At 50.6% G+C, this 12,662-nt stretch carries 11 protein-coding genes; all 11 read right to left on the reverse strand.

Annotated features, from left to right (window positions below; genetic code table 11):
* Positions 1-8: 8 nt before the first annotated feature.
* Positions 9-1,715: a glycosyltransferase family 2 protein gene (locus MJZ26_07665; GenBank protein ID MCQ2105654.1), complete on the reverse strand. Its 1,707-nt coding sequence runs from the start codon at positions 1,713-1,715 to the stop codon at positions 9-11.
* Between the two features lie 32 nt (positions 1,716-1,747).
* A complete protein-coding gene (locus tag MJZ26_07670; protein MCQ2105655.1) occupies positions 1,748-2,464 on the reverse strand; it encodes a polyprenol monophosphomannose synthase in 717 nt (238 codons plus the stop codon).
* 40 nt (positions 2,465-2,504) lie between these two features.
* A complete protein-coding gene (locus MJZ26_07675; GenBank protein MCQ2105656.1) occupies positions 2,505-3,434 on the reverse strand; it encodes a glycosyltransferase family 2 protein in 930 nt (309 codons plus the stop codon).
* A gap of 11 nt (positions 3,435-3,445) precedes the next feature.
* Entirely contained in the window at positions 3,446-6,556 is a 3,111-nt protein-coding gene (locus tag MJZ26_07680; protein MCQ2105657.1) for a DUF2723 domain-containing protein, read from the reverse strand.
* Entirely contained in the window at positions 6,556-7,014 is a 459-nt protein-coding gene (nusB, locus tag MJZ26_07685; protein ID MCQ2105658.1) for a transcription antitermination factor NusB, read from the reverse strand. The genes MJZ26_07680 and nusB overlap by 1 nt, the downstream gene beginning before the upstream one ends.
* Positions 7,015-7,053: 39 nt before the next feature.
* Positions 7,054-7,515, reverse strand: coding sequence for a 6,7-dimethyl-8-ribityllumazine synthase (ribH, locus tag MJZ26_07690; GenBank protein MCQ2105659.1), 462 nt, complete (start codon positions 7,513-7,515; stop codon positions 7,054-7,056).
* A gap of 9 nt (positions 7,516-7,524) precedes the next feature.
* Entirely contained in the window at positions 7,525-8,730 is a 1,206-nt protein-coding gene (locus tag MJZ26_07695) for a bifunctional 3,4-dihydroxy-2-butanone-4-phosphate synthase/GTP cyclohydrolase II (protein MCQ2105660.1), read from the reverse strand.
* Positions 8,723-9,322 (reverse strand): riboflavin synthase, encoded by a 600-nt coding sequence (locus MJZ26_07700; GenBank protein MCQ2105661.1) that lies wholly within the window; start codon positions 9,320-9,322, stop codon positions 8,723-8,725. Before MJZ26_07700 ends, MJZ26_07695 begins: the two co-directional genes overlap by 8 nt.
* 162 nt (positions 9,323-9,484) lie before the next feature.
* On the reverse strand, positions 9,485-10,903 hold the full coding sequence (gene ribD / locus MJZ26_07705) for a bifunctional diaminohydroxyphosphoribosylaminopyrimidine deaminase/5-amino-6-(5-phosphoribosylamino)uracil reductase RibD (protein ID MCQ2105662.1): 1,419 nt from the start codon (positions 10,901-10,903) through the stop codon (positions 9,485-9,487).
* A gap of 24 nt (positions 10,904-10,927) precedes the next feature.
* On the reverse strand, positions 10,928-11,371 hold the full coding sequence (locus MJZ26_07710) for a rhodanese-like domain-containing protein (protein MCQ2105663.1): 444 nt from the start codon (positions 11,369-11,371) through the stop codon (positions 10,928-10,930).
* 14 nt (positions 11,372-11,385) lie between these two features.
* The gene (locus tag MJZ26_07715; GenBank protein MCQ2105664.1) at positions 11,386-12,645 is read right to left on the reverse strand and encodes a hypothetical protein; all 1,260 of its coding nucleotides are present in this window, start codon (positions 12,643-12,645) and stop codon (positions 11,386-11,388) included.
* Between the last annotated feature and the right edge of the window lie 17 nt (positions 12,646-12,662).

Raw genomic sequence — 12,662 nt, forward strand, 5'->3', positions numbered from 1 at the left:
AATTTTGGCTAGCGCAAGTATTTGAGGTTTACAAGGGCATAATCGCCATTTACAGCGTTCCCAATAAGCAAATAGACCCTCAAACCAAGATTATCAAGCCAATTTATGTCGTAGGATTCACGGAATCCGGACGCATTGGAAACAACCAAAAGCTCACGACAGCCCGTACGGTTGCAAATAGACTCCATCTCGGACAGGTTTCCCAGGACATGCTGACGATTTTCGTCAGTAATTTTAGACTTGTCATTGGTAACGCAGCCAAGGATTTCGATACCCGGAATCACATTGTAACGGTCAAACCAGCTGTTCAAGGAATCCTGGGATCCGCCCAGAAGAATGGAGCGGTGACGCTTCTTGGCAAAGATACGGTAGAAATAGTTTATCCAGAATGCCACACGGCGCCAGGCCTTGAGGGCCAAGGGGATGAACAGAATGGAAACACCAACGATAATCGCCCAGGGTTTGTCATAAGCCATCATGGGATTCTGAAAACCAGCAAATGTCTGAGGCAGCTGCGTAACAAGGCGGTATCCAATATAACAACCCACGGAAAGCAAGTTCAACGGCAAAAGGTGACGGATAAAACGATCCCCCTTAAGACTGCCACTAGCATATTCCCCACGGAAAGTCAGGAAAACAATATTGACTATGGCCACTATAGCTACAAGCCACCAGTTTTCAAACAACCTGCCATCAAATATGGAATGCTGTAAAAGCGCATGGACAGGTTCCGGACAGCTACTGGTCCCATCGTCAAAACACGCATAATCCAGCACAACTTCATGTTCTGACCTAAAAGCAATCAGAGCCCACAGGGCCACCACGCCCAAGTCCAGGAAAATCTTCCAGAACTTTGGAATCAGGCGGGTAAACATTCCCACGAACGCAGCAAACAGAATACCCAGAGTCACCAAGAGCGAGGGAACAAAATACAGGTCCTTGTGCTTTTTCACAAAGATGATCATTGCCTTGTAGAAATCCAGGTAGGACTTCCAGCGACGAGTCTTGCAGCTCTGTCCCTTAAAATGGAGGATGTTTGTAGCCGGGGTATAGTAATTCTTGAAACCAGCCACCTTTGCGCGGAAGCAGAGATCCAAGTCTTCGCCATACATGAAGAAGTCTTCGTCAAAGCCCTTCAGCTGTTCGTACAAGTCACGGCGCATGCAGAAGAAAGAACCACTGATGGCATCCACTTCCGTAACCTCGTCCGGATCGGCGTAGGTCATGTTGTAGGAGGCGAACAGTTTGCTCTTGGGGAACAAGGCGGCCAGGCCCACCGTCTTTGAAATTGCGGAAAAAGTCGTCGGGAAGGAACGGCGGCAAGCCAACTGCAGGGAACCATCCTCATTCAGGATACGGCTACCGGCAAGACCTGTTTCAGGATGTTCCTGCACAAATTCCAGCATCTTGCGGAAGGAATCCCTAGATACGAGAGTATCAGGATTGATAAAAAACAGATAAGGCTTGGAGGCGGATTTTACAGCAAGATTGCAGCCCTTGCCAAAGCCCAGATTTTCCTTGGAGTCAATCCACTTGACTTCCGGGAAAAAATTCTTGATTTCAGCGGTGATCGGTTCCGGGGATCCGTTATCCAGCACAATGACTTCCGCATCGATACCTTCACTAGCATCGCGGACAGACTTAAGACAGGCAGGAATGAAGTCGCAAGAATTATAGGCGACAATGATGACGGAACAGGAATAATCTACAGCCATGAAACAAGAACCTTTTGCAACAGCTCAAATAACTAAGCCAAGCCGAGACGCAGTTTAAGAACCAGGAAGAAGGCTTCGGAAATAATGCCGCCGCTCATCTTGGATGTGCCTCGAGTTCGATCCGTAAACACAATGGGAATTTCCTTGACGGTAAGTCCCTTCTTCCAAACCTTGAAGGTCGTTTCGATCTGGAAACAGTATCCATCACTTTTCATCTTGTCCAGATTCAAGGCCTGGAGAGCACTGCGGCAATAGCACTTGAAGCCGCCAGTGGCATCGCTAATGGGAAGGCCTGTTGCAAGACGGGTATAGACGTTCGCGCCATAGCTGAGAATCAATCGTTTGAGATCCCAGTTTACAACGCTAATGCGATTATGCTGGTAACGGCTACCAAGCACAAGGTCTGCACCTTTTTCGGCCGCTTCCAGGAAACGATTCAAATCCGCAGGATTATGACTGAAGTCCGCATCCATTTCGAATACTCGTTCATAATCACGTTCCAAGGCCCACTTGAACCCTGTAACATAAGCTGTTCCAAGACCCATCTTGCCTGGGCGGCGAAGAAGATGAATGCGGGGATTCTTCAGAGTTTCTGCCTCGACCATATCACCGGTTCCGTCCGGGGAACCATCGTCCACTACCAGGATTTCAAGACATTCATTCTGTTCCAGAATAGCAGACATAATGAGCAGGATGTTTTCCTTCTCATTGTAGGTCGGTACAATCACTAAACTCTTCGGATATGCCATTATTCTCGCTCCAAAACGATAATTCAATATACAAAAAACTCTATTCCAGGGTATCCCGTATCTGTTCCGCCACCGGATAGGTCTGTTTCTTGCTTCCGTTCATCATTTCACCTAGAAGTCCAAGGCTAAAGAACTGAACTCCCATAACCAGGGAGAATCCTCCTGCCAGAAGCAAGGGACGCACATGGAGTGCACCAGTCTGGATCCATTCGTAGCCGAAGTATCCGGACACACCGAGACCCAGCATCACAAAGATCAGACCCAGCAAGCCAAAGAAGTGCAGAGGCTTTGCGGAAAAACTCTTGAGGAACATCAGGGAAAGCAGGTCAAGGAATCCGGAAACCAGGCGGGATACGCCATACTTGGAAACACCGTGGACACGGGCTCGATGAGCCACAGGCATTTCGGTAATACGGAAACCTTGCCACTTGGCCATCACCGGAATAAAGCGATGGAAGTCGCCATACAAGTTGATAAAGCGAACCACGGAACTGCGATATGCCTTGATACCGCAATTAAAGTCGTGAAGGCGCTTGCCGCATACGGCAGAAACTGTCAGGTTGAACAACTTGGAGGGCCAGGTCTTGTGCCAGGGATCCAGGCGACGAATCTTCCAGCCAGAAACCAGGTCATAGCCTTCTTCAAGGATATTGATCATCTTGGGAATTTCAAGAGGGTCATCCTGAAGGTCGCCATCCAGAGTGGCAACATAGCGGCCAGTAGCCTTGGAAAAGCCGAAAGCCAGTCCGGCAGCCTTGCCGCAGTTGAACTGGAAACGGTATCCGCGAAGGAAGGGATACTCCTTGGAGAGGTTTTCGATTACTTCCCAGGTATTGTCGCGGCTACCGTCATCGATAATGATAGCTTCGTACTTGAAGCCAGTAGGATCGATGGCGGCGGCGATTTCTTTCAGGAGTTCCGGAAGGTTTTCGCTTTCTTCCTTAACCGGAATGACCAAACTTAAATCCATTCAAGACCTCTTTAGTTTGCAGCAGCAACAACGGCGTTTTCTGCAGGAGTCGTCTCAGCGGAATCTGCGGCAGGAGCAGCAGGAGCTTCCTCAACCTTGAGAGGTTCGTCGGACATCATCTCGATCTGGCGCTGAGCCATGGCGAGACGGGCGCGACCACCTTCTTCAAAGCTGGGAACAGCCTCCATGCCTCTGTTCACAACGTCCATTGCGTTTGCCTTCTGGCCTGCAGCCTGGAATACGAATGCGGCAGCCCAGTAGTTTCGCCATTCCTTGGGGAACTGCTTAATGCCCATTTCCAGGTACTTGGCGGCTGATGCTGCCAGGCTATCAACCTTAGCCTTCTTTTCTGCAGTGAAGGGATGTTCGCTACGCAGCTTTTCGATCTGGTCACGAGCATCAAAGGAAATCTGCAGGTAAAGGGAAACATAGCTGGAAAGCAGACGTTCCGTTTCGTCATTAATGTATGCGGTGCCATCGCCAAGGCCACGATACTTGTAAACAGTATCGATAAGGCTTGCAGTATAGGCGGCATCGAAGGAATTACGACGGACGGTCAGGTCACCCTTCTGGAAATTATAAACCATACCTTCCTGGACCATGTACTTTTCAAGGCCCATGAAATTGGATGTACCAACCGTAGTGGAAATTTCAATGGGGCGATCCATGTTCTGGAGAGCAAGGTCGATAACAAGCTTATGCTGGGCAAGCATCATGGAACTACGGGTACGGGCGGCCCATTCGGTGAAGGCATCCCAAACCTGATAGTGAACCTTGAACTGCAGGAGCTTTGCAGAGTCTGCTGCGGAAAGCTGCTGGCCCTCCATAGCATCGATACGCTGCTTGAGCTGCGGCATCAGACGGTTGGCGTTCTTAACCCAAGTGGAAGTCTGATGGTTAGGATTGTTTGCAGAGCTATTGTCAAGGACCATGTCGCGATCGATGGTTTCCTTGGTGTAGCTGAGCTTGAGAATCGGTTCATTGTCAAGCATCTGCTTGATATACCAGTCGGTGTTACCCAGGGACAGGTTCACAACACGAACGTCCTTACGGATGCCGGCAACTTCCTGAGCAAACCACAGGGGGAAGGTATCGTTATCGCCGTTGGTAAAGAGAATTGCATTGGGACGGCAGCTGTTCAACAAGTTGTAGGCGTAATCCCAGGGAACCCAAAGGCCAGAACGGTCGTGTTCCTTGTAGTTGGAAACGCAGGGAATCAAGAAGGAAACGAGAACCAAGGTTGCAGCAACCGGAGTTGCCATAACGGCCATGGAACCAGTTGCCGCCATAAACACCAGAATGCCGGCGCCAACGCCATAGACAAGGCTCATAAAGATAAAGGCCGGAGTATAGAAGTAGTCACGTTCGCGAACTTCCAGGTGAACAGATTCCGGGAAGGGCGCACGAGCCCCAACCTGGGCAAAGCCCTGTTCAATCTTCTTCCAGTTCTGCCAAACAGCAGTATTTTCGTAACCGGAAATTTCGCGCTTGAGGGATTCAATGCGGCCTGCGTCACCACCACGGTTTTCAAGATTTTCCAAGCGGATTCTGGCATGTTCAATATTCTGACGCATGTCAATCAATTCGTTAGGATCCGGAAGAGCGGTGATTCCCGCGCCACGGTTATTGAGATCCTGGATATTACGGTTCATTACGCTTACCCAGTAATCGCGGTCACGCTGTTCCATACGGGCGCCATCGGCAAAGTTGATATAGAACAACAGGCCGAGAGAGCACAGCGCATAAAGGACAGACATGAAGACGCCCATCTTGGTGTTGCGCTTCCATACGAATACGCAGACCATCACGATGAGACCGTTAAAGATCAGGAAGAACAGCAACTGCGGAAGGGTTGCGTCACCCATGAAGCTCATCTGAGTGGGGAACTTGAAACCAAGACGTTCCACAGGCTGGTTGTCGCCAGCATCGAAGGTATACACGCCGTTTGCGTAGTTCACCTCGCCCACCTTGTACGGCAGGTACTGAGCCATCTGGTAACCACCGTAACCCATGTGAGGGAAGCTGAGGAACTGATGGGAAACGCGGGAACGACGATAGAAGGCACGACTAATCATGCTTTCAGAGCCGTACTGCTTACGTTCGATAAACGCATTGAAGGCTTCCCAGTTTTCAGCCTTGAACAGGTTGCCCAACTGAAGGTTACCCTGATCGTCACGGATGTTGATTTCCGGATTGTTTTCATCGATGGTCGGGTTCAGTTCGGAACGAATGGGAATGTAAAGGTGAGTGCTATAGCCGACAAGTGCAAAGAAGGCGAATGCCAGGGAAAGACGAACGCTACGGTTCATGCCTGCCTTGAAAGGCTTTGCAAGAGCAAGAACAGAAAGCACGACCAAACAAGCAATGGAGATTTCAATGAAGGCAGACACCATGTAAATGACGGAACAAAGGAGCGTTCCGGTAATCCACACAGGAATACGTTCCACAATCTTTTTCGGCTGAGCCACCAGGAGCAGCACGAATACAGCAGGAACGGTAAGCATGGTGTAGAGATGTGCGCCTACGCCAAGGAAGGCAATGTAGCAGATAAACATCAAAATGCGGTCACTATAGTCCTCGTCACGTTTGCGATACCAAACGAGACCCAGGTAGGAAACCAGCATCAGGATGAACATGGCGATGCCGTACACTTCTGCTTCCACAGCGTTGAACCAGAAAGTGTCGGAGAAGGTCAGAAGGAAACCTGCAACGAGGGCAGCGGTGCCAAGAACCGTGGTACGGACCTTACCGGTAATCTTGTCAGAAAGGCGTTCGAAAATGCCTTCGCCAACCTGCTTGGCAGAATCAAGAACGATGGCAAGGATTTCCCAGGCAAAGAGAGCTGTAACGTAAACGGTAGCGGCAGAGCTTACTACGGAGATGTAGTTCACACGCTTGGCGATTTCTTCAACAAAGGGAAGCAAGACAATTACAGCGCGAGCCAGGAACACGAAGAACGGAGTTCCAGGAGGATGAGGAATGCCCAAGGTGTTTGCACAGGCAACGAATTCACCGCAGTCCCAGAAGGATACCGTGGGAGCCATGGTCATGACATACACGATCAAAGCCACCAGGCAGGTGATACCAGCAAAAATGTGTTTCATCCACTTTTCCTTTAACATTACTTCTTCTCCTTAGAGCCAGGAACTACAATTCCACGTTTCTGCATAAAGCCTGCGAGCAAGCCGTTTACAAAAGCAGCAGAACCGTCTGTGCTAAACTTTTCAGCAATCTGGATTGCCTCGGAAATAGCCACCTTGACCGGCACATCCGGAATGTAGGACAGTTCAACCATGGATATCTGGAGGATGATTCGATCCAGCTTAGCCATGCGGTCCAGTTCCCAATGCATTGCGGCAGACTTGATTTCTTCATCAAGTTCGTCGCGGTGTTCAAGAATCAAATCCACCAGCTTCATGCCATACTTCTTCTGGGCATCCGGGAAGCTACGGCCTTCAGAAGTCGGCTGGGCTTCAATGGCGCCCGGCAATGCCTGGGCAACGGTCTGTCCGGTAATTTCCATGGCGTACAGCAACTGCATTGCAAATACGCGGGCGGGTCTAAAACTTACTTGTGCCATAAAACTTTAATCTCGTTCTTCTAAGTTTCAGTTTATCAATTAAATCTGCTTGTAGAGGTTTGCCATTTCCACGGCAGTAGATGCCCAGCTGCAACCTAGGTTGCCAGCCTTGAGGCCTGCGCGGTTCATGGCCTGGTCCACAGTGTCGGTGGTGAGGATTCCAAGAATCATGGGAACCTTGCCTTCGGCGGCGATGCCAGCAATACCGCTGGTGGAGTTATTCACAACAACGTCATAATGGCCGGTTTCGCCGCGAATAACGGCACCCAGAGCCATGACAGCATCAAACTTTCCGGAGTCCACCATACGACGGCAGATGCCCGGCAGTTCAAAGGCGCCAGGAACGTGAGCCACGGTGATGTCCTTTTCATCTACACCAAGAATGGCCAGCTGACGGAGTGCGCCTTCCAGCAACTTGTCCGTTACGATTTCGTTAAAGCGGGCCACGGCGATTGCCACCTTGAGGCCAGTACCATTGAGAGAATTCTTCAGTTCGTTCATAATTTATCCTTAAGCCTCGTCCAACTTCAGGTCGTGGCCCATCTTTTCTTTCTTGGTGCGGAGGTAGAAACGGTTAACATTGTTGGGCTTGATTTCGATAGGAACTCGTTCCACGATTTCAAGACCGTAGGCGGAAATGCCGCTGATCTTACTGGGGTTGTTGGTCAGAAGACGCATCTGGCGGACACCCAGGTCGGCAAGGATCTGTGCGCCGGTGCCATACTGGCGCAGGTCGGACTTGAAGCCCAGCTTGATGTTGGCTTCCACCGTATCCAGGCCCTTTTCCTGCAGTTCGTAAGCGCGGAGCTTGTTGCAGAGGCCAATGCCACGGCCTTCCTGACCGCGGAGGTACAGGAGCACGCCGCCGTGTTCGCCAATAAACTTCATGGAGGCTTCCAACTGCTCACCGCAGTCGCAGCGCATGCTGCCAAAAATATCGCCAGTCAAGCATTCGCTATGGACGCGGACATACACCGGCTTAGAGAAGTCCGGATTGCCGGCCACCCAGGCCACATGCTCTACCCCATCGGTAGCGCTGCGATAGGCATAAGCCTTGAATTCGCCATACTTGGTAGGAACGTTGGGGGCAGCCACACGCTGCACCAGCTTTTCGTTCTTCAGGCGGTAGGCGATCAAGTCGCGAATGGAAATAATCTTCAGGCCGAACTTTTTGGAGACTTCCTCCAGCTGGGGCATGCGTGCCATGGTGCCGTCCTCGTTCATGATTTCGATGAGGGCGGCTGCAGGGCGAAGTCCAGCCAGCTTGGCCAGGTCCACGGCAGCTTCCGTGTGGCCTGCGCGGCGAAGGACACCTTCTTCCTGGGCGTACAGCGGGGAAATATGACCCGGACGGCCAAAATCGCTGGGCTTGGATGCAGGATCGGAAAGAGCCAAAATGGTAGCGGCACGGTCGTGGGCAGAAACACCTGTGGTGCAGCCTTCAATCTTATCCACCATGATGGTGAAAGGCGTACCCAGAATGGAAGTGTTTTCTGCAGTCTGACGGGTCAGATTCAACTCGTGGCAGCGCTTGATGGGCAGCGGGCAGCAAAGGACGCCGCGGCCTTCGTGGAGCATGAAGTTCACCTTTTCCGGTGTAATCTTCTCGGCGGCAATTACAAAGTCGCCTTCGTTTTCACGATCTTCGTCATCAACAACGATAAGGAATTTACCGGCCTTGAAATCCTCAAGGGCTTCTTCGATCGTACTAAGCAAGGTCACGCTCCTTCAAATAATTCTCGATATATTTGCCAAGCATGTCTACTTCAACATTCACAATAGTGCCGGGCACCCAGTTACGCAAATTGGTTCTGGCGAGAGTTTCTGGAATAATGCACACGCGGATGGAATCCTCGAACTTTTCGGCAACCGTAAGGGAAATACCGTTGAGGGACACGGAACCGCGGCGAATCACATAGCGGCGCAGGTCCTTGGGAAGTTCCAAGTCCACTTCCACGCCGGTTTCGCGGTTGGCGACGGCCAAAACCTTTACGGAAGTATCCACATGGCCCATGACAAAATGTCCGCCCATGAAGGAATCCGCACGGCAAGCCTTTTCCAGATTCACAAGTTTACCCGGTTCAGCCTGCTTAAAGGAGGTGTTTTCCACCGTCTGGTGCATAAGGCAGAAGGTAGCCTCGTCGTCGGTGCAGCTTTCGATGGAAAGGCACACGCCGTCGTTGGCCACGCTATCGCCCAAATTGCAACCCTTGAAGAAACCGGGTGCTGATAAGCGCATGGTAAGGGCATCCCCTCTCGTTTCAAGAGAAAGGATGGTTCCCGTACTTTGAATAATACCTGTAAACATACGGGCCAAAGATAGAAAATTATGAATTATGAATTATGAATTACGAGAGGAAAGCGGGGCGAAAACGGGCTATTTTTGGGGATTTTGAGAGGTGACCCTAGCCAAAGTTAGATTAAACTAATTTACTAAATACTGAAGCTTATTTACGCCGATGTTTTGTATTTAACCGGGATAAAAAACGGTAAGCACATCAGGGCCAACCATAAAGGATTCCTTGGCAATGAGCTTTTCCGGAATAGCGGGAAAATCCAAGGTCTTGGCCACAGAGCCTTCGTCAATGAAGGAGGCCAGAGCGTCTTCGATGGTGTGGTCCGTGGAGCGCCAAAGATCCAGACGGTTCCAAAGAGGCTTTTGCGCCGAGGTCGCGGCAACGTCGGCAAAAAGCTGCTTGGCAAGGCCGGCACCGGGCTCCACCATAAGGCGGTGCATGCCCAAGGCCGAAAGATGGTCCAGCATTTCGCTCCAGCAATCGGCGAAGGTGGACTTGGTGAACACCACAGCATTGGGAATGTTGGGCTGAGATACGCAAGAGAATACAAGAGCGTGAATAACGGGAACATCTCTGGATTCTGCTCCTTCGAACCTAGGAATTGTAGTGCAACAAGTTGCCGACAATTCCATATCGTCGCTTCGCTCCTCAGAATGACACAATAAAGACTTCGCTTGCTCAGAATGACATAAGCCGAAGACTTTCAGTGTTGCAACTTCCTCGGCAGAAAATTCGTGATGGCCGGCCCATACGATTTTTACGGGATCGTTTCCGGCAGCATTGCGAACGTTCAAGGAGGGATTGTCTGCGAGAACAGTTCCTGCCCCAACGAGAATGGCGTCACTGATGGCGCGAAGTTCGTGATTCCAGCAGTTGGCCCCCTCCCCTGTGATTTTCATGGGCTTATGGGAGCCATCGGGCAGAACGTACCCCATGGAGCCTTCGTCGGTAATGGCACTCTTGACTTCTACAAAGGTACGCTTGTTACGAACGAAGTAATCGTAAGCTTCGAAGTAACGTTCGATGTCGTGGAAAACTTCGCTACCTTCGGCAACGGCAGCTTTTGAATGGGATGCCAGACTCTTCGACTCCGAACCTTGCGGTTCTCCGTTAAGATTGACACCGGGGGGTGTGGGGGAATGACTTGAAGAAAGACAATGGCATTCGCCACCGCAGTTATCGTCGTCCCAATCACTTTCAATTTCTGCGGCGATGCAGGCGTCCACGCCTTCGTAGACTTCAATGCCGGCCTCTTCCAGAATCTTGCGGCTGTTCCCGCGGACAACGGGATTGGGATCGCCGTGGGCGTAAAAGACTTTTGCGATTCCAGCGTCGATGATGGCCTTGGTGCAGGGGGGCGTGCGGCCATAATGGCAGCAGGGTTCAAGCGTCACGTAGATGGCCGCGCCGCGGGCAAGTTCGCCCGCGTCACGCAGCGCCATGACTTCGGCATGGGCACTCCCAGGGCGCTGCGTACGCCCCCTCCCCACGACGATTCCATCCTTCACAACGACGGCACCCACCGCCGGATTGGGGCGGCTCACACCGATAGAAAAGACGGACTCGTCGAGAGCTTGTCGAAGGTAATTCATCTGGAAAAAACAGCGATCAGAAAACTACTTCTGCGGATAAGCCAGGTAACCACCCTGAACGTTATACACGCGGGTAAAGCCAGAGTTCATCAGAAGCTTAACAGCAACTTCACTACGACGGCCAGAACGGCAGTACACCAGCAAGTCCTGATCCTTGGGAAGCTCACCCATACGGTTTCTCAGTTCCGGAAGAGGAATTCTCAAGGTTCTAGGGGCATATCCTTCACGAAGTTCATCGGGATTGCGGACATCCAGGAACTGGGCGCCAGCCTTATTCATATCCAGAGCCTTAGCCCAGTCAACAGAAGGAACTTCAACATGGGCAACAACACGCTTAGATTCTTCCGGCTTCGTTTCAACCTTAGCTGCAGGCTGTTCTTGCTTTGCGGGTTGTTCAGACTTGCTTTCACAAGCAACAACAAAAGCCAGCGTGCAGGCTGCAACAAACATGTTCTTAAACAACTTCATCTTTGCTCCTTGTTTTATATTAAATCTTCATTTTCAACGGGAGATTTAGCACTTATTTTCAAGCCCCGTCCTAGAGAATTAAAGTCTTCAATGTCAATGGGAATATACACACCCATCACTCTCTGGATGCTTCCATCGCGGCTCTTGATTGGAGTCGCATTGAACCAAAGCAATCGACCATCTCTTTCAAAAGGTCCCTTCCAGGAACGAGCCTTCCCTGTTTCAAAGACATCCGAAATAATCCCCTGCATAAACGAGAAATACTTGGGTCGAACAACTTCGGGCAAACGCTTGCCCACAATCCTCTTGGGACTATTGTGGCCGAAGGTCAAGGCGAACAACATGTTTCCAAAAATCACCTTGTACTCGCGGTCAACACAGAATATGCGGACATCGGGCATGGCCATGACCGAGGCAAAGGAGTAATCCTGCCCCCATTCCTCGTCATCCATGGAATTATCCAGCAGGAGGTCCATTCGTCGCGCCACACCCCTGAAGACCAGCTTCGAATTTTCCGTCGTCGAGAGCTTGCAACGGAAACTATACCAAACCATCTTGCCACCATCGCCAATCATGCGTAAACGAACAAAGGCCTGTTCATTAACGTCGTGGCCAGATGCACGGTAATCAACGATTCTTGCATTAATGCGTCGTTCAAACAGGGCGCAGTCTTCCCCTGGGAAAAAGGTATGAATATCCTGCACACCCATGGATCTGGGAACAACCCTCCCCTCTTCATCAATTATGGGTGTCAATAGGGAAAAACGTCTTTCATCGGCGTCGAAACTCCATAGAAAGTCTCCCGTATTCTGCAAAAGAAGGTCAACCCTTTCCTGAAGGCTATCCAGCTTCAATCTGGAAACAGCCTCGGAGGTGATGTTCTGGATAACAAGAACTCTGACACGTTCATTCTTGTCGGTTCGCACGTGAGCCCTAAGCTCATACCAAAGCAAGCCAGATTCTCCCGCATAGGAGAAGACAAAGGGAATATCCGGATAGGCGTCCAAGCCCTTGATATAGCCCTTTAGGCGTTCATCATCAGCCGGAGGTAAAATACCTTCCAAGGATTTTTTTTCAATAATTTGGGAAAAGAAAGGATCTGTCGCGTACTGAGGCAATACATCTAGAACTTCGCCCCATTCCGCAAGAACCACAACAATCTGGTTAAGATGAATCTTGTAGTTATGGAATATGGTTTCCTTTCTTTGGATATCGCGTACCAAAAGTATGGCGATCACCAGGGCAACCACCACAACAAAAAGAACAAAAACCAAAGCTACAAAGACTGCTG

This window comes from Fibrobacter sp. (assembly GCA_024398965.1).
GTDB lineage: Bacteria > Fibrobacterota > Fibrobacteria > Fibrobacterales > Fibrobacteraceae > Fibrobacter.